Consider the following 26441-nt stretch of genomic DNA (forward strand, 5'->3'; position numbering starts at 1 on the left):
TGCCTTTGCTTTGCGTGCGATGCAATCTTGCTTTTTACAGGGCACCGGCCCATGTTCCACAGCATGATATTTACCGCTCTTTTTACCGCCCTGCTTGCACAGGCGTCTCCTACCGCCCCTGTACAGCAGATAAGGCCGCTCACCGATATTCATCGCCGTGACATGCGCTGCGCCGCGGTGTTCGCGATTGTGGCGTCCGAGCAGGGCAGGGGCGTGCAATCAGCGCTCGAATATCCTGCGCTCGGCAAGCGTGGGAAAGCCTATTTTGCCGATATAGGCCAGCGCATTGTGGAGCAAACCGGCCAGCCGCGCGAAGCGGTGCAGCAGGAATGGGTGGACGTGGCGGAGCAACTGCAGAAAGAGGCGCGCGAAAGCAATGATCCGACCGCGGCCGTGGCTGCAAATATGGGAACGTGCCTGCCGCTGCTTGATGCCGCTGTACCGCCGCCGGACAAACCGGCATTGCCGCAATGTGCCATATATCTGCAACTCGCCTATGAAGAGATTTACGCCCGTGAAGGCTTGTCACCCGCTGCGCAGGACATGAAGACTCTGGCCACCGTGCTTGGCTCGCGGGCACGCGACATGCTGCGCGAGCAGGGCAAGAGTGGTTTTGAAATCGACACGTATCTGTTCAGCGTACGTGAAAAGATTACCGCTGATGCCGCTGCAGAGCCAGATCAGAATATAGATTACGAACACTGTTTCGAACTCGCCAAACCGTGATGCAGGGTCTGCGTCCGTTTCATCTGGCCGTGCCGGTGCATGACCTGGATATGGCGCGCAGGTTTTACGGGGATGTGCTGGGCTGCGAAGAAGGCAGATCATCGGATCGCTGGATTGATTTCAACCTGTTCGGGCATCAATTTGTTGCGCACCTGGATGAGAGCCACACGGTGCGTCCCGTCATCAATATGGTTGATGGTAACGCTGTGCCTGTGCCGCATTTCGGTGTAATTTTGGCTATGCCGCAATGGCAGGCGCTGTCTGATCGGTTGATCGCTGCGGACACAAAATTTGTCATAGAGCCGCATATCCGTTTTGCAGGGCAGGCGGGAGAACAGGCGACCATGTTTCTCCAAGACCCCAGTGGAAATGCGCTGGAGTTTAAGGCCTTTGCCGATGATGCACAGATATTTGCGGTGGATTAAGCCCGTTTAGATCGGATCGTTCAATTGCTCGATTGATGTGACGCCGCTGCATTTGTCGCCTTCACCAGGACCGCTTAGCTGTGCAGCCAATATGAAACCGCCAACAACCAACACCACAAAAAGAACGCTCAAAATACCGAGATATTTCTCAATAAAGACTTTAATTGGGGCACCGAATTTCCAGAACAGGAAGCCGACCAGAATAAACTGGAAACCGCGAGACAATATGCTGGCCCATATGAATGTGAATAGATCCATATGGATGAAACCGGCAGTAATGGTCAGCAGCTTGAACGGGATAGGTGTTGCGCCTTTTACCAATATGATCTCCGCACCATATTCGCGCAGGTAGCAGGCAGCAGAAGGGAAGCTTTGCGAAAGCCCCAGAATGGACAGCACTGACTGACCAACGGTTTCGTAAAGGAAAAATCCGATCGCATAACCAAACAGCCCGCCCAGAACTGATGCTATGGTGCACAAAATGCCATAACGGAGCGCTTTTTCCGGACGTGCCAGGCACATCAAACCCAAAAGCGGGTGCGGCGGGATCGGGAAGAAAGAGCTTTCCATGAAAGAGATTACAAACAGCCATCGTCCCGCATGATGGTGCGAGGCTTTTTCCATGGTCCAGTCATAGAGTTTTTTGAGCATGGGGTCTGTTACGTTTCTGTTTGTTTAGTGGAGATGAATGGGTCTGTGCCGTATTCTTATCCATAAGTCGATTGGATTGTATCTGGCTCACTCTCGTTCGCAATTCGGCGCTATCCCGCTCCCCCGCCCAACCTTCCGGCACGGTAGTAAATTATCGGGAGGTTGGGCAGGGGAATGGGCTGTGCCGAATTATTGCCGTGAAGCAATCAAATCAACATATCAATGCCCGCCTGGCGCGCCCGAGATTTCCTCTGATAATTCAGCCGGGGTTTCACGGCCATGATCAGTGCCTGCAGTGCGATTGCCCTTGGCGAGTGCAAACACCACGCCTGACAATGCCATCAATGCAACAATGTTCGGCAGCGTCATCGCCGCATTGGAAATGTCGCCGAGGCGCCAGACCAGTTCAAGCGGTGCGAATGAACCGACAAAGATCACGACGCACCACAGCACCCGCCAGATCATGTGCAGCGTTTTTTCGCCGCGCAGTGAAGCCCCGGGAAGCTGGTCGTAGAGGTACGTAATCGCACGTTCGCCGTAATAGCTCCAGGTAAGAAGAGTGGTGAACACAAACAGGATCAGCGCGACCGAGACGATCAGCGTGCCAACCGGAATACTGAATATAGTGTAAGGAAATGCTGCCGCATAGGCACCCGATGTCATGGCAAAACCATTCAGATCAGATTGCCATGCATGATTGACAGCCACGGTTGCGCCATCGACTGTTGCGGTAAAATCGCCTTGAACGGTGAGCATGACAAGCGCTGTCATGGTGCAGATGACCACCGTGTCGATAAATGTGCCCATCATCGCAAAACGGCCTTGAGCGGCAGGATCATTGGTCTGTGCAACGGCGTGGGCGATTGGGGTTGAGCCTTGACCCGCCTCGTTGGAAAACAGGCCGCGCGCGACACCGGCACGGATCGCGATAATGATCGCCGCGCCCAGGAAACCGCCGCTTGCCGATTGCGCATTAAATGCGCCGCCGAAAATGCGTGCGAATGTTTCGGGCAGGTCAGGCAGGTTCATCAACAGCGCGACGAGCGCCATCAACAAATATGCGCCCGCCATCCACGGTACAATTGTTTCTGCAACCCGGCCGATAGATTTGATGCCGCCGATAATCACGACAAATACGGCAATCGCGGCGACCAGCCCGCCAATCCATTCTTCGATACCGAACAGTTCATTGGCACTGTCGCCCAGGCTGTTGGCCTGAATGCCGTTGCCCGTCACAACCGCCGAAAACAGCGTGCCGAGACAGAACAGGACAGCGAGCCATTTCCACTTTGGGCCCAGGCCCAGCGTGATATATGTCATCGGTCCGCCGCGATATGTGCCTTCCTCTGTCTTTTCACGGAAACGCACTGCCAGTGAACCTTCGGCAAAGGCCAGCGCCATGCCGAACAGGGCCGTGACCCACATCCAGAATATCGCGCCCGGGCCGCCCAGCGTGATCGCGGTGGCCACACCGGCAAGGTTGCCCGTACCGACTTGTCCGGAAAGCGCAGTCGAAAGCGCGGCAAAAGGCGAAATTTCACCCGCGCCCTTGCCATCGGATTTCTTGAAAAGCCCAGCCATCGCAGGGAATAATTTGCGCACCGGATAGCCTTTAAGGCCGAACATGAAATATAATCCTGCGCCAAGCAGGATAATGACCATGGGCGGGAAGGGCATCAGCTCTTCGCCATTCCATTGTCCGGCCCAGATAAAGTCCGACACATTGGTGATGGGATCAATCATCCCCTCCAATGCGGCGGCAAAGCTACCCTGTTCTGCTGCGCTCACGAAAATTCCTCCCAGTAAATTTTTCTTATTGGGAAGCAGGATTAGCAGGCGCGGCGGATTTCGCAAATGTTTAAGCTTGCGACTGTGTAAAAGGCTACACTCAGAACCAGAAGCGCGCACCCACGACATAATTCGTGACGCTGGCATCTTCGCCTTCCGCGCGGACGAAATTGCGGCTGCGGCTCAGTTTCCATTCCTGTTCTACACCGATATAAGGCGCGAATTCGGGGGTGATTTCGTAACGTAGCCGCAGCCCCAACTCCACATTGTCAATGCCTGCACCAATGCTGAGTTCAGGAATGTCCTGCGCCGACAGGTTCGTCTCAATGCGCGGTTGCACGATGAGTTTTTGCGTAAGGCGCTGGTCATACTCGGCCTCGATACGTGCGGTAAGATTGCCTTTGTCTGACAGGAAAGCCGCCGCGTCCACCTCAAACATATAGGGTGCGATCCCCTGCACGCCGAACACGGCATGGGTGCGCCACGGACCCGCCAGGTCCTGCCGCACCCCGGCCTGCACATCCCAGAAGGGCGCTATGGCGCGGCTGTAGAGCGCCTGCACCTCGGCATCTTCCACGGCTTCGCCAAAACTGCCTTCACCCTCGCTTTTGAACCAGAATTTATTGATGTCGCCGCCATAATAGCCCTGCGCGTCCCACAGATAGCCGTCATGACCCGCACGGGCGCGATATTCTGCCCGGTCACCCTGGAACCAGAAAACCTGCATGTTGCCGTGCTCGCGGTACAGCGCCTCGCGTGATGGCCGCATCGCGTCCGCGCCCCAAATGGCATCGGCGGCGCGGATCGGACCGGATTCCGCATTGGCTGACGGGTTTTGGGGCCGGGCGGGCTTGTGATCGCCATGGTCCATTTGTGTATGATCCATCTGGCTGTGGTCGGTCTCAAGTGCGTCTTCGGATGTTTTTTCGGGCGGTGCGGGCATTTCATGCGTGCCATGGTGTTGATGCTGGGCATGGTCCTGCGCCGCAAACGCAGTTGCGGTGACAGGAAAGACGAGCAGGACAGCGGCAAGGACGGGCATCACGCATCCCCCGCAAAGGCGACGCTGACCGCCTGCATCATGCCGGCGTGCATATGGTAGAGCAGGTGGCAGTGGAACGCCCAGTCGCCCGGCTCGTCGGTGGTGACATCAAAGCTGGCGCTGCTGCCCGGCTGGACGATCAGCGTGTGTTTTTTTGGCTGGTGATGGCCCTGTCCGTTGACGATTTCGAAAAACATGCCGTGCAGGTGGATGGGGTGCGCCATCATCGTGTCGTTGACCAGCTTCACCCGCACGCGTTCGTCATGGGCAAAGTGGATCGGGTCATCGCCCACTGCGCTGAATTTCTTCCCGTCGAAACTCCACATATAGCGTTCCATATTGCCGGTCAGGTGCAGCTCCATCTCACGCCCGGGCACGCGTTTGTGGTGGTCGGGTTCCAGCGAACGCAACATCCGGTAATTAAGCACCCGGTGCGGCACGTCATCCAGCCCCAGACCTGGATAGCCGGTGCGGTCGAGAGGATTCATGGCGACCATATCGATGCCGGGGCCGGTCTTGACCGTATCGGGCAGCCGTGACGTGTCGCGCATATTCATGCCGCCTGCCATATCGTGACCGCTATGGTCCATCATTGGTTTTGCAGCTTCGATCGTGGTTTGCGTGCCATGTCCCATTGCGGTGTGGTCCATTTTACCATCGTCCATATCGTCATGGCCCGTATCTGCTCCATGCTCCATGCCCGTCCCATGCCCCATATCTGTCATGGTCAGTAAAGGTGGATCGCGCAGCGGCGGGATAGCCGCCCTTGCGCCTGGCGTGCTTGTCAGCATGGCCGCTGCCATGCCGGAACGGTCCATGCTTTCGGCGATTAGTGCAATCGCACCCGCTTCGCGCGGACTGACAATCACATCATAGGTTTCGGCGACACCGATCTGCAGTTCGTCCACCTCGACCGGTTCCACGTCCTGCCCGTCGGCCTGCACCACCTGCATCGGCAGGCCGGGCAGGCGGATATTGAAAAATGTCATCGCGCTGCCATTGATGATGCGCAGCCGCACCCGTTCACCTGGCTGGTACGGCAACTCCAGGCCGTCCCCGGTGGCATAACCATTAATCATATAGCTATATGCCGGTGCGGATACATCGGCGATATCGGTGGGCATCATCCGCATGCGGCCCCACATGCGGCGCTGCTCCCCGCTGAAAGCATAATCGTCGCTGGCGCTGGTTTTCTGCCGGCTGAAATAACCTTCGCCGGTCTTCAGCTTTTTCATGATTGTGTGCGGGTGCATCGGCGTGAATTCGCTGAGCAGGATCACATGCTCACGGTCATATGCGACCGGGTCCGTGTCTGACGGGTCAATGATGATCGGGCCGTAATGGCCCATCTGTTCCTGCAGTCCTGAATGGCTGTGATACCAATAGGTGCCCGACTGGCGTACATCGAATTTGGCGGTGAAATGGCCGCCAGGCGCAATGCCCGGAAAGCTGATGCCCGGCACGCCGTCAAACTGGAACGGCAAAAGCAGCCCGTGCCAGTGCACCGAGCTGTCCTCGCGCAGCATGTTGTGGACCATCAGCTGTGCCTGCGTCCCTTCTTTCAGGCGGATCAACGGTCCCGGGATGCTGCCGTTGAGCGCAATGCCATGCCCGCTGCGCCCAGCCGCACTGAAGCGGCCCTCACCGATATGCAGATGCACTTCCGGCCCGCTGAGTTCATCCATGCCTTTCCTGATCGCGCCATGGTGCTTTGCGCCGCGCATCTGCCCTTTCGCCCATGCGGGCATGGCGAGGCCGGAAGCGGCAGACAGCGCTGCGAGACTGCCAATCATCTGCCGTCTGGTAAGGCGGGGGGAAGTGATCGAATCCGTCATGAGCGTTGCGTCTCCTCGGGCATTCTTCTATATACCCCTATAGGGTATTTCAAGAAGGAATTTATACGCCATGCATGCAAAGGATAATACAGGCGTTCTCAACCGTTTCCGCCGGATCGAGGGACAGGTGCGCGGTATTGCGAAAATGGTGGAGGATGACCGCTATTGCATTGATATCCTTACCCAGCTCCAGGCGGTGAAGGCCGCGCTTGGCCGCGCGGAGAGCGAGATACTCAAAAACCATGCCGCGCATTGCGTCGCTGAAGCGATTGAAAGCGGAGGCGAGGCGGACCAGCGTGAGAAATTCACAGAGCTGGTCGAACTTTTCGAAAAGGCGAAGCGGTAGGGGAGAGTCCTTTTTGATTTCACGGCGAAATGCCGAGTCTTTTGATCTCACGCTAGAATGCTTCGCATTCAGCTCCGATGGGGTTCCGGCCAATAAGGCCGGGCACGCAGTCGCGCTTGCGGTGCTGCTGGTCGCAGCACCGGGATTTCGCCATACGGAACATTCATGTGAAATTGCAGCAGCATGATTGCTATCGTTTCGCGCTGTCCACCGCTGCGCCTAGCAGCGCCGCAAGGCTGACCGGCCACCGGGCTTTGTTGGCCCGCCCCACCGGAGGCATTCACGGAGTGAATTGCCGTGAGGTCAAACAGACTCAGCACCTCGCCGCGAGGTTAAACAGACTCCGCTTGCCCGAATCTTGTAGTTATGCCAATTTAACCGTTCAATTAATTTTTGGAGCGCCTAGCCATGACCCAGCAAACCCAGATCCATATCGACAAGAACAACCTCGCCCAGGCGGAGGCGGTCGTCAGTGACCTGCCAGAACTGGGCGCAGGCGAAGTGCTGCTGGAGATTGAGAGTTTTGCGCTGACGGCCAATAACATCACCTATGCGGTGATGGGCGAGCAGATGAAGTACTGGAATTTCTTTCCGTCGGGCGATGATGGCAAGGGCATTCTCCCCATGTGGGGACATGCGAAAGTGGCGGCATCGGGCCATGATAATTTCGCGGTAGGAGAGCGGCTTTACGGATACCTGCCCATGGGCAGTCACCTGGTCGTACAGCCGGGCAAAATATCGGACGGCGGCTTTATGGACATGGCGCCGCACCGCCACGAAATGTCACCGCTGTACAGCCAGTACCGGCGGCTGGCAGCGGATCCGGCACACCATCCCGATTTTGAGGACGAGCGTTCACTATTTTCGCCGCTATTTGCCACCAGTTTCCTGATCGAGGATATGTTCCGCCGTGCGGAATGGCACGGAGCAGACGCGCTTGTCATGACCAGCGCGTCGTCCAAGACCGCGATGGCGCTGGCGCACGTGGCACGCGCCTCCAGCCCTGGAATCAAGCGCATTGGCCTGACTTCGGCAGGCAATGTCGAGTTTACGAGAAACCTTGGCTTTTATGATGAAGTTGTGGCCTATGGCGCAGTCGATACACTGGACGCGGATGTGCGCACCGTATCGGTAGATTTTGCAGGCAATGGCGAGGTGCTGGCTGCTATCCACAGTCATTTCGACAGCAACCTCGCCTTTAGCTCACTGGTGGGTGCCACCCATGTAGATGCGCGCGGCGGTGCGCAGGGGCTGGCTGGCCCTGCGCCCATATTGTTCTTTGCGCCGACCGCGATGCAGGAGCTGATCGCGGAGATTGGCCCAGCGGGCTTTGCTGAAGCAATGGCGGGCCGCTGGAATGGTTTCGTGAAGGATGTAGCGGGCCAGGTGACTGCCGAGCAGATTGACGGTGCCGGGGCCATCCGCGATGCGTACCGCGAAATGCTGGCAGGCAAGGTTGCACCCACACGCGGGCTGATGTGTTCTTTTTGAGGGTGAAATCAAAAAGACTCTACCTTCACTCCTGTGCGGGCATGAGTTCCATGTCGATTGTTTTTGCCGCCTTGTATGCATCGCGTTCGGATAGCCGCGCGGCATAGGTGGTGAAATTATCACGCTCTGGCAATGTTTTGAACTGCGTGCCCCAGATCACCTGCGACCCCATATAGATGTCCGCCGCCGTGAAACGATCGCCGCATATATATTGGCGCTCGCCCAGCATACCATCCAGCACGTCCACCATCTGGTCATATGTGCCATATCCTGCCATGCGCGATTTTTCTTCGTCGGTGTGAAAACCCAGGCTGTTATTGATGATTGCCGCTTCGACCGGCCCGGCGCCATAGAACATCCAGCGGTAATAGTCCGCGCGCTCGTCCGCTGCTGGGGTGAGATTGCTGCCTGGAAAGACATCGGCCAGATAGGCGCAGATTGCGGCGCATTCGGTCACGATCTTACCATCATGCACAATCGCAGGAACTTTGCCCATCGGGTTGACCGCCAGGTAATCAGGCGATTTCATGTCCTCATAGGCAATAATATGCTGGTCATAATCTGCGCCCGCTTCATGCAGCGCCCAACGGGCAATCTGTCCGCGTGACATGGGGTTGGTATAGAACTGGATCGTGCCCGACATGATAATCTCCTGTTTCGAGTCCGTGCAGGCACTATGCTATCACAGTCGGCGCTGAAAATCGGTCCTAAAAATCGAACAGCCAAATCCTCGCCAGTTGGCTCTGGTGAAATATCCTCCCTCTTTTGCGCGGGCATGAATTGGGCTAACATGCAAAAAGCGCCGCAATCGACCGGTGAACATCAACGCTGACGCGCAGCTGTTAAAGGCTTTGAATGGAAGATAATTCGCACGAAAACGGAGATGAGGGCAGGGCAGGCACACCGGCTGGGTTTGGCTGGCTGCGTGAGGCGCTGCTCGGTGAAATCGGCGAAGAGGCGCTGGCGGCGCTGGCGGATGCGGCGGAACGGCGCGTTATTCCGGGCGGGCGCAACCTGGTTGAACAGGGCAATGATGCGAACGCGATATTTTTTGTCCAGACTGGCCGGTTCCGTGTTTTGGTAACGCAGCCCGATGGCGCACAGCGCATGGTGGCAGAGGTCAATGCCGGGGAACCGGTGGGCGAGCTTGCCTTTTTCGGGGGCGGCAAGCGCACGGCAACGGTGCAGGCAGCGCGCGATTCGATCGTGCTGGCGCTGGGGCGGGAAGCCTATGACGCGGTTGCGGCGGCGTATCCTGGAATCGTATCGGTCCTGCTGGGTGCGGTGTCTCGGCGGCTGGCCGCTGTGACCGCAAGAACGCCGCAGATGGAGGCGCAGGCAGCGCGCGTTATTGCTGTCCTGCCCGCCGGTAACAGCAACTATCCGAAAGATTTTGTGCAGCAGGCAGGCCATGCGCTGCAACAGGTCATTGGCACAGCGCAGTCAGTGACGGCGGTGGCAGAGGGTGACGTGACAGCGGCGAGCAGCGCGGAATATGAGCGCTGGTTACAGAAGGAAGAGGAGCGTGGCGGCTATGTGCTGGTCGATGCGCGCGGAGACATGGACTGGTCGCGCATGGTGTGCCGTAATGCAGATGCATTGGTGATGGTGGCGGACGCTGCCATGGCTGACAGCACGCCATCCGACCTTGAGGAAGCGGCATTCAACTGGATCTGGCCTGAAAACCGGACGCTGGTAATGTTGCGCGAGACATCGGATACCGAAATTTCTGGCACGCTTCGCTGGATGCGGCCGCGTGAACCGCATCTGCACCTGCACCTGGCGCGCGATGTTCCAGCAGATATGATGCGACTGGCGCGCTTTTTGGGCGGATGTGCGGTGGGCCTGGTACTGGCGGGCGGCGGCGCGCTGGGTTGTGCGCATCTGGGCATAGTGCAGGGGCTGCGTGATGCGGGCGTACCGATTGACTATATTGGCGGCACCAGCGCGGGCGCGGCGATGGGCGCGGCGATTGCGCAGGGCAACAATGTCGATGCCACGCTTGATCAGATGGAAGACATGTTTGTTGGTAAAAAAGCAATGAAACGTTTAACCGTTCCGGTTCATTCATTGCTTGACCCGCGCGTTTTTGATGCCGAACTGAAAGAACGTTACAGCACCCGCGATATTACCGATCAGCAGGTCCCGTTTTTTGCCATATCGACCAATCTGACCACCAATGACCTGCATGTGCATGACAGCGGGCCGCTCTGGGAAGCGGTTCGCGCATCGGGATCGCTGCCGACCATATTGCCGCCCTTTATCGACGATGCGGGCAATATCCTGGTGGACGGGGGCGTGCTGGACAATATCCCCGTGCTCACCATGCGGGCGCGCAAGGCAGGGCCGAATATTGTCGTGATGCTGAATGATGCCGGGCAGCCATGGCGTGTTGATGCTGCCTATGACAGCCTGCGCAGCCGGGGACAGCTACTGCGCGACGTCGTGCTGCGCCGCCGCGCACCTGATGATTTTCCGAAACTGGTCGATGTGATGCAGCGTTCCATGGTGGTGTCCAGCCGGATGGCCGCCCGCTCCATGCTGCGCGAAGGCGACATATTGCTTAGCCCGCCCATTGTGGATGGCATGCGGATACTTGACTGGCATCTGGGCCGCAAGCAGGCCGACATCGCGGCGGATTATGTCGCTGAACAGATAGCGGGAAATGCATCCTTGCAAAAATTGATAACCGAATAGGCACAATAGATTACATATTTTTAATTATGGAATCTCTGCATCGCCGCCTTAGTTTTCGACAACATAGGGGGCTGTTATGCAAAAGATTTCAATATTTATCACTGCATTTTCATTGCTGCTTGCGGGCTGTAGCACGCGCGGCGAACTGCTGACGCTGAAGCGTGACAATTTGTTGCAGGTTGAGCGAAATATGCTGCAGGTTCGTGAAAATGCTCAGGCGGCGCTTTATAATCCTGGCGATTATGACCTGTACCTAAGCCTTAATCGCAGTAACTTTGATGCGATTCTTTCCGGATTTGACAATAGCATGATTGGCATAAAGGTGGGCCGGCGGGACGTTGACGTTACCCTGAATTCCGCGCGCATGAATTTTCGTGCCGGCAGCCCTGGAATAATGCTCGATGCAAAGGCGAGTGACAAAGGTTCTGGTGTGGAAGCTGCGCTTAAACTGGACTCACGCCTGTTGCTGGAAGCCGATCCGGAACAGCCAGGGCAATATAATATGCGCATTGTGGCCACGCGCGTCGTGCCGGACCTGCGATGGGGCATATTCAATTTTACGAAAGCGCGGTTTGTGCGCGATATTCTGGCTCTTGAAGCAGTTCGATTTACCGAGAAGCTCCCGGTTGTAACGCTACCGCTGGCACAGGATTTCGCGGTAGGCGCTAATGCTTCCGTGCGGCAGGTCATATTGCCAACGGGCAATCGCAGCTCAATCACCGGCAATGTGTCCACGCCCGCGAACAAGGTTGAAGGCAGAGTCGCCGTCAAGCAGATCGTTTTCCTGAAAAACGGTGTGCATATTTTTGCAAATGTGGAGGGGCTTTGATGAAACGCTATATCACCATGGGAGTCAGTATTGCAGTCTTGCTCTTTCTTGCCGGATGCCAGTCCTTGGCAGGTGGTAATGCCGGACTGGAAAGGGAGATTGCACAGATTGAAACGCGGGTCAGCAACCTTGAGTCGGATATTGTGCAATCCACACCGGATATATCGGCATCGACCGCCGCGCTACGAACGAAAATGAAATACCGTCCGCTAGCCTCTTGGGCAGAGCGGTTTTCGGCAATGCCCAGTGCCAATCGTACATTACGTTTCCAGCAAACCCGTAAGAGGAGATCAATACACCGGCGGCGGGAAAGGTGCCGGCTTACCGGGAGAGAGCGGGATACGGAAAATGCCTTTATACATGAAAATGATTCCACACGCGCCGCTCTCGTCCTGAAAAACTTTACTGTCACGTCGCGCAATGATGGGTTGATACTGACTGGTCGGCTCGATTTTGATGGGCGTACACAGGTGGCAGGGACTGCACGCAATAAATGCTTCGGTGGTTGGTCTCCCACAGTGTCAATAGGTGTGCCCGTGCAAGCAGACGAAACGGTTAAATTCAAACTGACTCTGTCACAGGCAGAACAAGGTAGCCTGCGTTATAATATGGATAATATTGCGCCGGAAACTATCGGTGCGAGGCTAAGCACCCGGGTTGCAGGCTTTAATCTACGCACTACCATGCGCATCAAGGGGATGTTGGGCCGGTTGGTGTCTGGTGAAGTGCCGCTCCTGTTTGGAAATACTGGCGAAATCATGCTGCCGAATGGGGAGCCTGTTCCTTACAGGATCAGTACCACCAATCCGCAATTTTCGAGTGATATGACAGGAGTGGAACTGGTCAGTGATGTAGAAATTATTGTTGGTGACAGTGCAGTTGGCAGGTAAGGCGGCGTCATGAATATTAACCTGTAGAAAAATTAATAACCAAATAGGTAAAAATATCTTGACATTGTCACGCTCTTTATGTAGATAAGACGAACATCGCGATAGTGTGATTCGGACGTGCAGCGGGCATGTCATATAATCTGCGAACCGGCAGTGAAATTCGCATGGATCGCCATTCTGTATTTTTGAATCATATAACCCTTTTCTCAGTTTCAGGGGAGAGAAGGATTGTACCAAAATGGTAAAAAATAATGTCAAAACAAACCAAAGAAAACTATTTGGTAAAAAGCGCAAAAAACAGTTTCTGAGGCATCTCCGCAGGCACCGCGTGGTGAAACATGCAGCGCGGGCAGCAGGTGTTGGCATGAGCTGCGTCTATGAGCATCGCAAAAAGGATAGTGATTTCGCGTGCAAATGGGATGCCGCTTTGGGCGTGAAAAGTGAAATGGTGCCGCAGATTATCAATCCTGGCGGTCACGGTGCACGTACTTTCATGGTGAAGCAGTGCCACAATGCATTTTCCGGCGCGCAAAAGGAAAAGTTCCTGCGCAAGCTGGCCGAGACGTGCAATATTACGCAGTCCGCCGAATATGCAGGGACAACGCGCAAGACAGTGCTGTGTCACAGGCAAAAGGATCCGGTGTTTCAGGCCGCGTATCGGCAGGTGATCGATAATGCCCATGCCGAACTGTCCATGGACCTGCTGGCGCGGGCGCGCTTTGGCACGCCCAAACCGGTAATGTCGGGCGGTGTGCAAACGGCCACGGTAAAGGTGCATAATGACAGTTTTGCATTGCGCGTGCTTGAACGGCTGGACCGCATGTCTGAAAACCGTGTCGCTGCGGCACAGGCAAAGGCGCAGGCTGAGAACGGACCGGATTCGATCCGGGCGCGGCTTGACCGGCGGCTGGCCGATATGCGTGCCCGCCTGCTCGAAACCCGGCCTGAGCTGGTGCAGGGCGCGGGCAGCAATGATGGCGATACAGTTGAATGATACGGCGTATATATGATGGCACACCCTCAATCGGCGAACGGTTGGCGGGGGCAGATCCGGCGGCGCTGCAGAAATATCTGGATGAAATGCCTGATGATGAACTGCGCGGGCTTTATTTCAGCTGGGCGACATGGGGCCGCAAGGAACAGCAGGTGCCGCCGGGCAACTGGCGCATATGGATGATCATGGCGGGGCGCGGCTTTGGCAAGACGCGCAGCGGAGCCGAATGGGTGCGCGATATTGCCGTACGTGATGGCAATGCCCGCATCGCACTGGTCGCGGCGAACATGCATGAGGCGCGCAGCGTGATGGTGGAAGGCGCGGCGGGGATAGCCGCGGTGACGCCGGAAGCGGAGCAGCCGATATATGAACCTTCATTACGCCGGCTGCGCTGGGCGAGCGGTGCGCGTGCCACGCTCTATTCGGCCGCCGATCCGGACAGCCTGCGCGGCGGTGAGCACAGCCATGGCTGGTGCGATGAAATTGGCAAACGGGACCATGCGCCAACGGGGGTTTCGACCCGCGCGGAGGCGGCATGGGACAATCTTCAGATGGGCCTGCGCGCCGGGACACGGCCGCAGGTGCTGGCCACCACGACGCCGCGGCCCGTGCCGCTGGTGCAGCGGTTGGTGGATATGGATGATGACGGTGATGGCACATTGGCGATCACGCGCGGCACCACCTATGCCAATGCCACGCATCTTGCCGGCGCGTTTGTGGGCATGATGACCGCGCAATATGGCGCGGGGCAGTTGGGGCGGCAGGAACTGCATGGCGAGTTGCTGAGAGATGTGGAAGGCGCCTTGTGGAGCCGGAGCCTGATCGAGCGGTGCCGCGCTGAACCGGAAAGCAGGGAATATATGCGCATCATAATCGCGGTGGATCCGCCTGCGAGCAGCCGTGGCGATGCGTGCGGCATTATTGCTGCGGGTTTACTGGCAGATGGCAATGCGCACGTGCTGGCCGATGCCAGTGTGGACGGAGCCAGTCCGCATGTCTGGGCCGCTGCCGTAGCCAAAACCTATACCGCGTGGAAAGCGGACCGGGTGGTTGCCGAAGCGAACCAGGGCGGCGATATGGTGCGGAGCGTTTTGCAGGCGGCAGATATGAACCTGCCCGTCCGGCTGGTCCATGCCCGCCGCGGCAAATCCGCCCGGGCGGAGCCGGTGGCGGCATTGTATGAGGCGGGCCGTGTGTTTCACGCAGGCCATTTCGGCAAGCTTGAGGATGAAATGTGCGGGCTTATGGCGGGCGGCAATTATATGGGCCCGGGAAGATCGCCGGACAGGGCCGATGCGTTGGTGTGGGCGCTGACGGAGTTGATGCTGGAAAGGCGCGTGGAACCGAGGGTGTGGGCCGGGTGAGAGTCTTTTGATTTCACGGCTATTTTTCGCTTATGCGAAAAGCCTCCAAATGGGTTCCGGCCAATAAGGCCGGGCGCGCAGTCGCGCTTGCGAGCGGCTAGTCGCCGCTCGGACTTGTGCCATACGGGACGATTCGCGGAACTGCGGTAACATGATTGCAGGCGTTTGGCGCTGTTCCGAGTTGCTTGTCGCAACCCGGCAAGGCCGACCGGCCGTCGCGGCTTACTGCCGCACCCCACCGGAGGTATTCACGAAGTGAATTGCCGCGAGGTCAAACAGACTCGGTTCGCCGTGAAATCAAAAAATAAGCATGACGATTAGTACATAAGGAACCCAAAACATGAACCTTTTCAAATCGCTGTCCCTCGCTTTCAAGGGTGGGGGTGGGCGTCCGGCTCTGTCCCGTTACGGGGGCGGTGCGGGCGTGATACCCACTTATGCCGAGGGCGTTTCATCTGGCGATGAAGCGCCCTTTTCTTATACGCGTGACGTTGAAGCGGCGTACGAGCGCAATCCGGTGGCGCAGCGCGCGGTGCGGATTGTGACGGAAGGGATTGCGGGCGCGCCGCTTGCCGTTTCGGATGACCGTATCCGCGCGCTGGTCAGCGCCGCCAGTGCGGGGCAACCCTTGCTGGAGACGATCGCGGCGCACCTGTTGCTGCACGGCAATGCCTATGTGCAGGTCGCACGCGGGGGTGATGGAATGCCGGCAGGGCTTTATGCGCTGCGCCCCGACCGGGTGACGGTTGAGGTTGATGTGCAGGGCTGGCCTGCCGCCTTTACCTATCGCGCCGGGGAAAACCACACGCGATTCGATGCGGAAACACCGGACGGATACCCGCAGGTCATTCACATAAAAGGTTTTCATCCGTCGGATGACCATTACGGCCTGGGCTGTCTGGGCGCGGCGGCGGGGGCTGTGGCGGCGCACAATGCCGCCGCGCGCTGGAACGCGGCATTGCTGGGCAATGCGGCGCGGCCATCGGGCGCTTTGGTGCATGACGGGGGTGAGGGGGGCATGCCGCTGTCACCGGAGCAGTTTGACCGGCTGCGCGCAGAGCTGACCGCGACGTTTAGCGGCGCGCGCAATGCCGGGCGGCCGATGGTGCTTGAAGGCGGTCTGAAATGGCAGCCGATCAGCCTGTCGCCTGCCGACATGGATTTTGTCGCGCTCAAAGCCGCGGCGGCGCGGGACATTGCGCTCGCATTTGGCGTGCCGCCCATGTTGCTCGGCCTGCCGGGTGACAATAGCTATGCCAATTACCGCGAGGCCAACCGCGCCTTGTGGCGGCTCACGCTGCTGCCGCTGTCGGGCAAGATACTGGACGCGCTGGCAGAAGGCTTGCGAGGCTGGTGGCCGGATGCGGCGCTGTCGGTCGATCTCGATAAAATCACCGCGCTTGCCGAGGACCGCGAACGGCTGTGGAAACAGGTGAATGCGGCGGAGTTTCTGAGCGATCAGGAAAAACGGAACATATTGGGAGTGAAATGAGGCGCGGCGGCGGTGCTGCGAATTTTTTGATTTCACGGCTAGTTCGCTTTGCTCACGCCTCCAAATGGGTTCGGCGCAATAGGCGCCGGCGGCCGGTCGTCCTTGCCGAGTTGCTGGACGCAACTCGGGATATCGCGACACGGTAGCGATCATTTTGTTTCGACTAAACGAGCGACTCCATTTGGCAAAATCCCGAACGGCGAATTCGCCGTTCGCAAGCGCGACTGCGCGTCGGGCCTTATTGGCCCGAACCCCATCGGAGGCATTCACGTAGTGAATTGCCGTGAGATCAAATAACGAAAAGGAAAAACCCCATGAACAACGAAGATATGCTCGCCCGCCTGATGGCACAGGCGCAAAGTGAAGGCAGTGACCTTGTGACACTGCGCGCGATTGTGGAGGAAGCCAGCGACCTGGGCGCGGGCCGTGTGCTGGAGCGGCTGCATCTATCAGATGAGACCGCGCAGGATGATCTCGCCGAAATCCGTGAACTGCTGCAGGCCTGGCGCGATGCCAAGGCAAGCGCGTGGAAAGCGGCCATCACATGGGCGGTACGCGGCACGCTGGCGTTGCTCTTGATCGGCATTGCGTACCGCCTTGGCCTCGCGGACCTGATCGGGTGAGCGGCATCCGTTTCGCAGGCTATGCCGCGATATTTGACCGGATTGACCGTGGCGGCGACATGATCCGCCCGGGCGCTTTTGCGCGCTCGCTTGAACGTTCAGGCGGCTCCCTGCCCGTTTATTGGCAGCACCGCCCGGGCAGCGCGGTCGGCCATGTGACCTATGCGCGTGAGGATGCACGCGGCCTGTGCGTCATTGGCGACATTGCGGAGGGCAGCGAAGCGGCGGCCATGCTGGCGCGCGGCGCACGCGGCCTCAGCTTCGGCTACCGCGTCCGGCAGGCACGTGGCACGGCCCCGCGCGAACTCACGGAAGTCGATATTGTCGAGGTCAGCCTGGTCCACACCCCGATGATGCCTATGGCGCGGGTGCACCTGGCAATAAAGGAGAGCTTGCAAATTGCCTGACTGTTATATATCCATATAACAGTAACACAGTGAAAATATTCCCTGGGGGAGTGTCCTGATGAAAAAGATGATTGCTGCGATATGCCTGTTTTCCCTGTCTGCATTGCCTGCGAAAGCAGAAGAGGCACAGGCGGAGCCGGTGCGGGTGATGGTCCTGGGAACCTATCATTTTGCCAATCCCGGGCTTGATCTCAATAATGCGAAAGCGGATGATGTGCTCGCCGAAAAACGCCAGCGCGAACTGGCCGCGCTGGCGGTCACGCTAAAGACGTTTTCGCCGGACGCGGTGGCTGTCGAGGCGCGGGCTGCGCCGCCCTATGCGGATAGCGGCTATATGGCTTTTACGCCCGCGGACCTTGGCAGGGAAAGGAACGAAACCGTACAGATCGGGTATCGCACAGCCCATCTGGCGGGGATTGACCGGGTTTATGCGATTGACGAACAACCGGAAGGAGACGAGCCTGACTATTTCCCCTATGGCGCTGTCGCCGCGCAGGCGGAAGAAACGGGTGATGCCGAACGGCTGAAGAAAATGTCTGATTTCGCCCCGGTGCTTGCGCGCTTTGAAAAGATGCAGGAAAAACAGACCGTCCCGCGGCTGCTTTCATTTTGGAACAGCGATGCAGTACCCACCGCCTTTTACTGGGATATCATGACGATCGGCAAAGGCGAAAAACAGACCGGCGCGGAACTTGCCGCCTACTGGTTCATGCGCAATGCGAAGATTTTTGGCAAGCTCACCCAGGTGACCCGGCCCGGCGACCGCGTGATCGTGGTCTATGGCAGCGGCCATAATTACTGGCTGAAAGAAATGGTCAGGAACACACCTGGCTATGAACTCGAAGTCGTGCAACCCTATCTGGAAAAAGCCGATGTGATGCTACGTGAATAAGACAATATGAGTGTGAACGAAAAGCCGCCCAACCGGGCGGTTTTTTTGTGCCTGAAACAATCCCCCAAACCCCAAACCCAAAAAGGAAATTACCCCTATGGAAAATCTCTCAAACCCCTGTGAAGCCCTTGTTGAAACCGAAGCTCCTGTCGAGACAAAGGCAGGTGTTGCGCCCGCCGCTTCGCCGCGCGATCCGATGGAGGAGTCGTTTGACGTGCTTTTGAGCGCTCAGGCGCATGCGCAGCGGCTCGATACGCTGGAAGGCGATGTGACCGAGGTGAAGGCCGATGTCAGTGCGCTCAAAAACGACAATGAAGCGATCAAGTCGAGCATGACCAAGATCGCCACGGCGGCGGCGCGGCCCGCGCTTTCGGGTGGGGATGGTGCAGCGGATAAATCGCCCGAAAGCAAGTCCTTTGTCGATGGCTATCTGCGCAGTGGGCGTGAGACCGAGCTGAAAAGCTTTAATGGCGCTACCGCGAGCGATGGCGGTTATGCCGTGCCGCGTGAAATTGATGCCGTGATTGGCAGGACGCTGGCCAGCATCTCACCCATCCGCGCGCTGGCAAATGTCGTGCAGACGGGCAGCGCCGGATACCGCAAGCTTGTGACCACCGGCGGCACGCCGTCGGGTTGGGTCAGTGAAACGGCAGGCAGGCCAGAGACGGATACGCCCGATTTTGCCGAAATCGCGCCGCCCTCCGGTGAGCTTTACGCCAACCCGGCGGCGTCGCAGGCGATGCTTGACGATGCCGCGTTCGATGTCGAAAGCTGGCTGGCGGGCGAGATTGCCGAGGAATTCGCCCGTGCGGAAGGCGCGGCGTTTGTCAGCGGCAGTGGCGTGAACCAGCCGCGCGGTTTCCTGAATGAAACGGTGAGTGACGAAGTGGATAGTGCGCGCGTATTCGGTACGCTGCAATATATCCCCTCGGGCGCGGCGGGTGATTTTGATGCGCTGGCCGAGGACCGCCTGGTTGATCTGGTCCATTCGCTCAAATCCTCTTACCGGCAGGGCGCGGCGTTTGTGATGAACAGCGCGACACTGGCGCGTATCCGCAAGTTCAAAACCAGCGATGGCGCGTTCCTGTGGCAGCCTTCACTGGCGAGCGGCACACCCGATACTTTGCTCGGCTATCCGGTGGTCGAGGCTGAGGACATGCCAGATATCGCGGCGGACTCGCTATCGATCGCATTCGGTAATTTCCGCGCCGGATACCTGATTGCGGAGCGCTCTGCCACCAGCATCCTGCGCGATCCGTTCACCAATAAGCCGTTCGTGCATTTCTACGCGACCAAGCGTGTCGGCGGACAGGTGATGAACAGCGAAGCCCTGAAATTCATGCGCTTTTCCGCCAGCTAAAGCTGGCGGCGGCAAGCTGATGCAGTTTAGCACATCTTAACAGTTCCCCTTGCGGGAAAAGGCGTCCGCACCGGTTTCCCTCCCCTGGCCGGTGCGGGCGTTTATCCATTATCCTGACAGGAATTCATATATGACCGATCTATTTTTTGCTGATCTGGTGCGGGAACGCAGTTTTGCGCCCGGCGCCGGATCGCTGGCGCTGGAAGGCGCACTGCCGGGACACCGCAGGTTCGAGGCCGTGGTCCCTGCGGGCGCGCAGTTTCACTATGTCATTACCGGCGTTTCGCACCCGCATGAATGGGAAACGGGCATGGGCAACATTGATGGCGCGGGCCGTCTGGTGCGCAGCCCGCTGGCCTCGTCCAATGACGGCGCGGCGACCAATTTTTCGGGCGGTCTGAAAACCGTCGCGCTGACGGTCGCGGCGGACTGGTTCACCGGGCAGCAGGCAGCCGAATATGTGCCTCAGCCAGGTTCCACTGTCGCCCTGGGCGCCGTACGTGACAGCGCCGACCTGCCTGCGGACTATCCGCCGGGGCTGTCGGTGGAAACGGCGGGTAGCGGTTTTCCCTTTGCGGGGCAGGTCGTGACGCTGCGCCACAGTGATGGCAGCGGCTATCAGCGCAATATCGGCACCACGGCATATGGGGCGCAGCGACAGGCGATGCGGCATATGACGGCCAGCGGCTGGGGTCTGTGGGACGGCGTGCAATATGCGCCAACGCTCATCAATGGCTGGGCGCCCCATGCCAGCTTTACCGCCGATCCGCATTATATGCGTGACCCGTCGGGCCGGGTGCATCTGTCGGGTACGATTGCGGGCGGGCAGGACACCAATAACAGCGTGTTTTTCTCGCTGCCATCCGGTTTTCGTCCGGGGTCGCAGCATTATTTTACCTGTCGCAGCGGCGGGAGCAATGTCGGCGTCTATGTGCGCAGCAATGGCGATGTCGTGCTGCAAAGCGGCCCGGCCAGCTGGATCAGCCTGTCGGGTATCAGCTTCGCGGCAGAACGGTGATGCTGCAGGGATATGCGATCGCGTCTGTTCCCATTGCCGCGCAGCTAACCAAAGATGTACAATCGCGGCGTCAGAACGCGCCTGACCGCCGGGCGAAGGACACGCGCGCGACGCGCCCGTGAATTCACAACATCATGACAAAGGAATTTCCCATGAGCCTTTACCTCAAGGATCCGGGCGCACGCCTGGATTATGCGATGGACTGGTCCGCCGGATATCTGGACGGACAGGTCATCACGGCCAGTGACTGGCATGTTGTGCCCGCCGAAGAAGGCGGGTTGGCGTTGTTTGAAAGCAGCCATGACCTGACCCGCGCGGCCACCACGCTGTGCGAGGGTTTTCTGGGCGAGGCGCTGATGCAGCGGGCCTGCACCGCGATATTGCCGGTGGGCAGCACGTGGCAGAAGCTGCCGCTTACGCCGGTGCAGGTGATTGACGGGGTGGAAGGCCTGCCTGCTGAAGGTGCCGCCTTCCCGCTCGCACCTCATAGAGACGGCAGCAGGTAATCCGGACGTCCTTGTTCCTGAACCGGGGCAAAGCTGGCTGGTGCTGGCATCGGCGCAAGGTGAATGGATGGATCATGATGGTGAAATAGCGAGTTGGACAGAAAATGGATGGCGGTATTGGGAGCCAAAAACCGGCGCGCGCGTTTTTGACCGGCAAGCTGACTGTTTCCGTATTTTTCAAGGGAATGGATGGTTTGTGCCAACCGCTTTGCTGGCGCCAACAGGAGGTACGACAATTGATGCGGAAGCGAGAGCTGCGATAGGTTCCATTCTGGGTATATTGCGTGACTTCCGATTCTTTCCGTGAAGTCCATGGAACTGAGTTGCCATATTCAGGTTGTTTTGAAACTTTTCAGGGTATAATCAGGATTATATACCTATTTTTACATAAATTACCCCAAAATGGCGACATTTTGGCAACAGAATCGTTAATTGTCAGCTTGCACACTGTCTTAGTAAGCGTTAGGTAGAGCATCTGAATTCTCGTTCCTAAATAGAAAAGGGGAAATTAAATGCGGAAGTTAGTCATTGGACTGGCACTTGCATCCACAGCTTTCACAGCACCTGCAAACGCACGTGATGATGCTTGGTATGTTGGTGTTGACGGTGGTGCGACCATCGTTGAAGACATGGATCTGGATATTGGCGGCATTAGTGATGCTGCAAGTCTTGATCATAAAGTTGGTTATGATTTTGGCGGCTATGTTGGTTATGACTTTGGCGGTTTTCGTCTGGAAACAGAAGTAAGCTGGCGCGAAGCTGATCCTGATAGCCTTACTTCAACAGTACGTATTCCAACCGGCAATAGCGGCATTGGCCCTACGGGTATTTTCCCTGGCGTTGCCGGTGATAGCAATGTCCTGTCTTTCATGCTTAACGGTATGCTGGACTTCGGCGATGATGACGGCGTTCAGGGCTTTGTTGGCGGCGGTGCCGGTGTTGCACGTGTAAACGTTGACAACATTGCACAGACACCTGCAGGTGGCCCATGGTTGGATGATTCCGACACAGGCTTCGCTTGGCAGGCTCTTGCCGGTGTTCGCGCACCTCTTAGCGACAGCTGGGACGTTGGCCTGAAATACCGTTTCTTCAACGCTGACAAAATCAATCTTGTTGACCGTATCGGTCGTGATGTTGACACACGTTTCCGTTCACACTCGATCCTGGGTAGCCTGATTTACAATTTTGGCGGCACTCCTGATCCGGTTCCTGTGGCACCTCCTCCGCCACCGCCACCTGTAGTTGCACCTCCACCACCGCCACCACCACCGGCGCCAGTGGCAACTCCATGTGCAACAGGTCCTTACATCGTGTTCTTCGACTTCGATCAGTCGAACATCACACCTGAAGCAGCGACCATTCTGGACAATGCTGTATCTGCCTATGCAAATACATCATGCCGCAATGTTCCAATCATGCTCGCAGGTCACACCGACACATCAGGTTCCGCGTCTTACAACGTTGGCCTGTCACAGCGTCGTAACGAATCTGTTCGTGCATATCTGGAATCACGCAATGTTCCAGCAGCTGCGATTTCTTCGGAAGCATTTGGTGAAACCAAACTTCGCGTTGATACAGCTGACGGTGTTCGCGAACTTCAGAACCGTCGTGTGGAAATCACATACGGTCCAGGTTCCGGCATGTAATAAACCGAAATTTTCGGTAAAAAGAATTAGGGCTGACCTTCGGGTTGGCCCTTTTTCTTTTCAGTCAAGATCGTGTGAAACGCGGCATCGACCTGTCCGCATAGACTGGATAGTCCGAATTGCGGCTGTCCGCGCTGGGATCGTATCGCTGCGATAATTTTATGGATATTCTCGGCTTTGCCCTTAATATGACTGCTATCAAACAGTAATTGTTACAGGCGGACATATATGAAAATCACGATGATAGGCACAGGGTATGTGGGACTTGTTTCAGGCGCCTGTTTTTCCGATTTCGGACACGATGTAATCTGTGTCGACAAGGATGCAGATAAGGTGACTGGGCTGGAACGCGGCGAAATGCCTATCTATGAGCCAGGCCTCAAAAACCTGGTGGCACGCAATGTGGAAGCAAAACGGCTCAGCTTCACAACTGACCTGGCTGCAGGTGTCGCGGATGCGGATGCCATTTTTATTGCGGTGGGCACGCCATCACGCCGGGGTGACGGGCATGCGGACCTTAGCTATGTTTATGCAGCGGCAGGCGAGATAGCCGATAACCTTTCAAAATCCGCTGTTGTCGTAAACAAATCCACTGTTCCTGTTGGTACAGGGGGCGAAGTGGAACGCATCATGCGTGAACATGCGCCGGATCTTGATATCGCGGTGGTGTCCAATCCCGAATTTCTGCGTGAAGGCGCTGCAATTGGAGACTTTAAGCGCCCTGACCGCATTGTAATTGGCACGGATGATGAAAAAGCGCGTGATGTCATGCGTGAAATTTACCGCCCGCTTTACCTCAATGAATCGCCTTTGCTGTTTACGGGGCGCCGCACGGCGGAACTCATCAAATATGCGGCCAACGCATTTTTGGCCACCAAGATTTCCTTCATCAATGAAATTGCTGACCTGTGCGAAAAAGTGGGCGCGGATGTGCAGGATGTATCGCGTGGAATTGGCCTGGACAATCGCATCGGTGCAAAATTTCTGCACGCAGGGCCGGGTTATGGCGGCTCGTGTTTTCCGAAAGACACGCTGGCGCTCATGAAAACGGCGCAGGATTATGATAGCCCGGTGCGGATTGTGGAATCGGTTGTGCAGGTAAACGACACCCGTAAGCGTGCAATGGGCCGCAAGGTTATTGATGCCATGGGCGGTGAAGTGCGTGGCAAGAAAGTTGCGGTGCTTGGCCTGACTTTCAAACCGAATACAGACGATATGCGTGATGCACCCTCGATCGCAATCGTACAGGCGCTGCAGGATGCAGGCGCAAACGTAAGCGCCTATGATCCAGAAGGCATGGTGGAGGCCGCGCACATCATGGAGGATGTACATATGGCAAATGATGCCTATGCAGCGGCCGAGGGCGCAGATGCGCTGGTGATTGTTACGGAGTGGGACACTTTCCGCGCCCTGGATATGCGGCGTATTGCCGGGCAGATGAATGCGAAAACACTCGTGGACCTGCGCAACATATATCAGCCGGACGATATGCAAAAACTTGGTTTTGACTATTTCAGCATCGGCAGGTGAATACGCTCTGGCAAGAGCAGGAGGCGGCACAATGCGGACATCAATAAAAGCTTTGATTTTCATTCCACTAATGGCTCTGGCAGCGTGCGATAATCAGCGTGTGGAACCGCCGGTTGAAGCAGCAAGGTCGCAGGTGGCGCGCGCTGAACTGCATATGGCCTCCGGTGAAGCAGTGGGGGAGGCGATTATAGCGCAAGGCAGCGATGGCCTTTTGCTAACGCTCAATGCCGAAAACCTGCCTGCGGGTGAAAAAGGCGTGCACATTCATATGACGGGTGCCTGTAAAACTCCGGATTTCAAAAGCGCAGGTGGTCATTGGAATCCACAAGGGGCGCAGCACGGACTGGAAAACCCTCAGGGTGCGCATGCTGGCGACTTGCCAAATCTTGTCATTGCCGGCAACGGCACCGGCATACTTGAAGCAAGTATCGCAGGCGGCACAGTACAGGAAGGTGATATGGCGCTTATGGATAGCGATGGCGCTGCGTTCGTAATTCACGCCGGGCCGGATGATATGAAAACGGATCCAAGCGGCGATAGCGGTAGCCGGATAGCCTGCGGTGTATTTGCCCTCAGCACGGGGGGTGTAAACTAGCGCTTGGTCTGATCGGCCGCGGTTAAGCTGTAACTGCCGGACTTTCTATCTCTTCGCCAGCTTCGCGGGCACGCTCCACTACACTGGCTTCCATGGCAGGGATCTGCCGGATCAGCATGAACAGCATGAAAAATGTCACGGGAAACAGGAACAGCACCGACAGCATTGCGAAGCGCAGGTCACCCGTTACATCGCTTATCAGGCCGACAACGAACGGCCCCATTCCCAGGCCGATAATATTTGTGCCTAAAAAGAAAACCGCTGTGGCAGTTCCGCGCATGCGCGGCAGGACGAGATCCTGGCTGGTGGCGGCAACCGGTGCGAGCCACATGATTTGCAGGAAATTGGCAACGCCCAGGAATGTGTAGAAAAGCGTAAGGCTGGGCGTAGTCAATTGAAGGAACGTTATGCAGGCGCTGATGAATAGCGCGATGAACACAACATAGAGCCTACCCGAAGGGTGCAGTTTTTTGGCCCGGTCCGAAATCATGCCGCCAAAAATTGTGCCAAGCCCGCCGCTGATTGCGAGTATCCATCCAAGTGTATATCCAGCCTCTGGTCCCACACCGAATGTGTTGACGGCATAGACATATATAAAGGGCGAAAGGCCGTAACTTGCAAAAGAGGCAAGGCCGCCGACCAGTGCGAGCATGGCAAAGCTTTTATTGGCGATCAGGCGGGCTGTTGGCGGATCGCGGCGCTGTATCGACTGCAGCCAGCTATAGCTGCAATAGGCTCCTATAGCCATGGCGGTCCATTGTACGACATTGGTGGTGATTTTCAGGTTGCCAATCTGTGCGATCTGTCCGCGTTTTTCTTCTGACAGCAAATTGTCGGTCCACATAATAAGCAGCACCGCCACCGCCAAAACAGCTCCAGCCACAAATATATTCCGCATGAGCGGGCTCTTGCTGTCAGAATTACGGGCCAGATTGAACATGCTGAAAGGCGGGAACATCACCCCCATTTCGCGTCCGACTGAACGGAAAGGGTGGGGATCATTCTTGCTGGCTACACCATCAAAAAAACCGCGGACGGGTTCGCGTACCGTAAACAGCATTAAGGCCGCAAGCAAAAGCCCGGGTATGCCGAAAGCGAGGAAAGTTGCCTGCCAGCCAGCGAGACCAAATGGCCGGGTCGCGGGTGTGAAATGCGTATCCCAATAAGCAATAACAGCGCCGCCGAAAATCAGCGAAGCGCCGACGCCGACATAAATACCGCTGCTGTAAAATGCGAGCGCAGTGGCGCGCTTCTCTTTCGGAAAATAGTCTTGCAAGAGAGAATAGGCAGCTGG

Annotated in this window: 26 protein-coding genes (1 of these 26 cut by a window edge); 19 read left to right on the forward strand and 7 right to left on the reverse strand. The window is 57.1% G+C overall.

Annotated elements, in window-relative coordinates:
- Positions 1-63 precede the first annotated feature (63 nt).
- Together G6Q15_RS03435 and G6Q15_RS03440 are read left to right on the forward strand one after the other, a co-directional pair.
- Positions 64-726, forward strand: a complete 663-nt coding sequence (locus G6Q15_RS03435; protein WP_164115657.1) for a hypothetical protein — start codon at positions 64-66, stop codon at positions 724-726.
- Positions 726-1151 carry a VOC family protein gene (locus G6Q15_RS03440; RefSeq protein WP_164115658.1) on the forward strand — a complete coding sequence of 142 codons (426 nt, stop codon included), beginning with the start codon at positions 726-728 and terminating at the stop codon, positions 1149-1151. The genes G6Q15_RS03435 and G6Q15_RS03440 overlap by 1 nt, the downstream gene beginning before the upstream one ends.
- 6 nt (positions 1152-1157) lie before the next feature.
- Here the strand turns inward: G6Q15_RS03440 and G6Q15_RS03445 are convergent, their stop codons facing one another.
- The 4 genes from G6Q15_RS03445 to G6Q15_RS03460 form a co-directional block, all read right to left on the reverse strand.
- Positions 1158-1802 carry a YqaA family protein gene (locus tag G6Q15_RS03445; protein WP_164115659.1) on the reverse strand — a complete coding sequence of 215 codons (645 nt, stop codon included), beginning with the start codon at positions 1800-1802 and terminating at the stop codon, positions 1158-1160.
- Positions 1803-2021: 219 nt separating this feature from the next.
- Positions 2022-3590 carry an alanine/glycine:cation symporter family protein gene (locus G6Q15_RS03450; protein WP_240330725.1) on the reverse strand — a complete coding sequence of 523 codons (1569 nt, stop codon included), beginning with the start codon at positions 3588-3590 and terminating at the stop codon, positions 2022-2024.
- A gap of 100 nt (positions 3591-3690) precedes the next feature.
- Entirely contained in the window at positions 3691-4632 is a 942-nt protein-coding gene (locus G6Q15_RS03455; RefSeq protein ID WP_164115660.1) for a copper resistance protein B, read from the reverse strand.
- Positions 4632-6467 (reverse strand): copper resistance system multicopper oxidase, encoded by a 1836-nt coding sequence (locus tag G6Q15_RS03460; RefSeq protein ID WP_164115662.1) that lies wholly within the window; start codon positions 6465-6467, stop codon positions 4632-4634. Before G6Q15_RS03460 ends, G6Q15_RS03455 begins: the two co-directional genes overlap by 1 nt.
- A gap of 70 nt (positions 6468-6537) precedes the next feature.
- On the opposite strand from G6Q15_RS03460, the gene G6Q15_RS03465 reads away from it, so the two are divergent.
- Both G6Q15_RS03465 and G6Q15_RS03470 read left to right on the forward strand, forming a co-directional pair.
- Positions 6538-6813 carry a metal-sensitive transcriptional regulator gene (locus G6Q15_RS03465; RefSeq protein WP_164115664.1) on the forward strand — a complete coding sequence of 92 codons (276 nt, stop codon included), beginning with the start codon at positions 6538-6540 and terminating at the stop codon, positions 6811-6813.
- A gap of 408 nt (positions 6814-7221) precedes the next feature.
- A complete protein-coding gene (locus G6Q15_RS03470) occupies positions 7222-8304 on the forward strand; it encodes a DUF2855 family protein (protein ID WP_164115666.1) in 1083 nt (360 codons plus the stop codon).
- A 25-nt stretch (positions 8305-8329) separates the two neighbouring features.
- On the opposite strand, the gene G6Q15_RS03475 is transcribed toward G6Q15_RS03470, so the two are convergent.
- Positions 8330-8947: a glutathione S-transferase family protein gene (locus G6Q15_RS03475; RefSeq protein ID WP_164115668.1), complete on the reverse strand. Its 618-nt coding sequence runs from the start codon at positions 8945-8947 to the stop codon at positions 8330-8332.
- A 212-nt stretch (positions 8948-9159) separates the two neighbouring features.
- On the opposite strand from G6Q15_RS03475, the gene G6Q15_RS03480 reads away from it, so the two are divergent.
- The 12 genes from G6Q15_RS03480 to G6Q15_RS03535 all read left to right on the forward strand — a co-directional run bounded on the left by G6Q15_RS03480 (position 9160) and on the right by G6Q15_RS03535 (position 21376).
- A complete protein-coding gene (locus tag G6Q15_RS03480) occupies positions 9160-11001 on the forward strand; it encodes a patatin-like phospholipase family protein (protein WP_164115670.1) in 1842 nt (613 codons plus the stop codon).
- A gap of 76 nt (positions 11002-11077) precedes the next feature.
- Positions 11078-11830: a hypothetical protein gene (locus G6Q15_RS03485; RefSeq protein ID WP_164115672.1), complete on the forward strand. Its 753-nt coding sequence runs from the start codon at positions 11078-11080 to the stop codon at positions 11828-11830.
- Complete coding sequence (locus G6Q15_RS03490; protein WP_164115674.1) at positions 11830-12720, forward strand: hypothetical protein; 891 nt, start codon at positions 11830-11832, stop codon at positions 12718-12720. Before G6Q15_RS03485 ends, G6Q15_RS03490 begins: the two co-directional genes overlap by 1 nt.
- A gap of 331 nt (positions 12721-13051) precedes the next feature.
- Positions 13052-13714 carry a hypothetical protein gene (locus G6Q15_RS03495; RefSeq protein ID WP_164115676.1) on the forward strand — a complete coding sequence of 221 codons (663 nt, stop codon included), beginning with the start codon at positions 13052-13054 and terminating at the stop codon, positions 13712-13714.
- On the forward strand, positions 13711-15078 hold the full coding sequence (locus G6Q15_RS03500; protein WP_240330726.1) for a terminase family protein: 1368 nt from the start codon (positions 13711-13713) through the stop codon (positions 15076-15078). The genes G6Q15_RS03495 and G6Q15_RS03500 overlap by 4 nt, the downstream gene beginning before the upstream one ends.
- A 340-nt stretch (positions 15079-15418) precedes the next feature.
- On the forward strand, positions 15419-16570 hold the full coding sequence (locus G6Q15_RS03505) for a phage portal protein (RefSeq protein WP_164115678.1): 1152 nt from the start codon (positions 15419-15421) through the stop codon (positions 16568-16570).
- 314 nt (positions 16571-16884) lie between these two features.
- Complete coding sequence (locus G6Q15_RS03510) at positions 16885-17193, forward strand: DUF6127 family protein (RefSeq protein WP_164115680.1); 309 nt, start codon at positions 16885-16887, stop codon at positions 17191-17193.
- Positions 17190-17600, forward strand: coding sequence for an HK97 family phage prohead protease (locus tag G6Q15_RS03515; protein ID WP_240330727.1), 411 nt, complete (start codon positions 17190-17192; stop codon positions 17598-17600). The genes G6Q15_RS03510 and G6Q15_RS03515 overlap by 4 nt, the downstream gene beginning before the upstream one ends.
- Positions 17601-17658: 58 nt before the next feature.
- Positions 17659-18492: a DUF5694 domain-containing protein gene (locus G6Q15_RS03520; protein ID WP_164115684.1), complete on the forward strand. Its 834-nt coding sequence runs from the start codon at positions 17659-17661 to the stop codon at positions 18490-18492.
- Positions 18493-18589: 97 nt separating this feature from the next.
- Positions 18590-19852: a phage major capsid protein gene (locus G6Q15_RS03525; protein WP_240330728.1), complete on the forward strand. Its 1263-nt coding sequence runs from the start codon at positions 18590-18592 to the stop codon at positions 19850-19852.
- A gap of 130 nt (positions 19853-19982) precedes the next feature.
- Positions 19983-20870 carry a hypothetical protein gene (locus G6Q15_RS03530; protein WP_164115685.1) on the forward strand — a complete coding sequence of 296 codons (888 nt, stop codon included), beginning with the start codon at positions 19983-19985 and terminating at the stop codon, positions 20868-20870.
- A 152-nt stretch (positions 20871-21022) separates the two neighbouring features.
- Positions 21023-21376 (forward strand): hypothetical protein, encoded by a 354-nt coding sequence (locus G6Q15_RS03535; protein ID WP_164115687.1) that lies wholly within the window; start codon positions 21023-21025, stop codon positions 21374-21376.
- Here G6Q15_RS03535 and G6Q15_RS12225 read toward each other — a convergent pair.
- Positions 21355-21690: a hypothetical protein gene (locus G6Q15_RS12225; protein WP_240330729.1), complete on the reverse strand. Its 336-nt coding sequence runs from the start codon at positions 21688-21690 to the stop codon at positions 21355-21357. The two genes, G6Q15_RS03535 and G6Q15_RS12225, sit on opposite strands and share 22 nt — an antisense overlap.
- 198 nt (positions 21691-21888) lie before the next feature.
- Here G6Q15_RS12225 and G6Q15_RS03545 point away from each other — a divergent pair, with 198 nt between their 5' ends.
- The 3 genes from G6Q15_RS03545 (at position 21889) to G6Q15_RS03555 (ending at position 25147) form a co-directional block, all read left to right on the forward strand.
- Positions 21889-23022 (forward strand): OmpA family protein, encoded by a 1134-nt coding sequence (locus G6Q15_RS03545; protein ID WP_164115691.1) that lies wholly within the window; start codon positions 21889-21891, stop codon positions 23020-23022.
- Positions 23023-23250: 228 nt separating this feature from the next.
- Positions 23251-24552 carry a UDP-glucose/GDP-mannose dehydrogenase family protein gene (locus G6Q15_RS03550; RefSeq protein WP_164115693.1) on the forward strand — a complete coding sequence of 434 codons (1302 nt, stop codon included), beginning with the start codon at positions 23251-23253 and terminating at the stop codon, positions 24550-24552.
- Positions 24553-24583: 31 nt separating this feature from the next.
- On the forward strand, positions 24584-25147 hold the full coding sequence (locus tag G6Q15_RS03555) for a superoxide dismutase family protein (protein ID WP_240330730.1): 564 nt from the start codon (positions 24584-24586) through the stop codon (positions 25145-25147).
- Between the two features lie 22 nt (positions 25148-25169).
- Here G6Q15_RS03555 and G6Q15_RS03560 read toward each other — a convergent pair whose 3' ends face one another.
- Positions 25170-26441, reverse strand: the 3' portion of a protein-coding gene (locus G6Q15_RS03560; protein WP_164115695.1) for an MFS transporter. The gene runs 372 nt beyond the window's last position; only the last 1272 of its 1644 coding nucleotides appear in the window; its start codon lies off the right edge, out of view — the gene reads right to left on this strand; the stop codon is at positions 25170-25172.

This window comes from Sphingorhabdus sp. Alg239-R122 (assembly GCF_900537065.1).
GTDB lineage: Bacteria > Pseudomonadota > Alphaproteobacteria > Sphingomonadales > Sphingomonadaceae > Alg239-R122.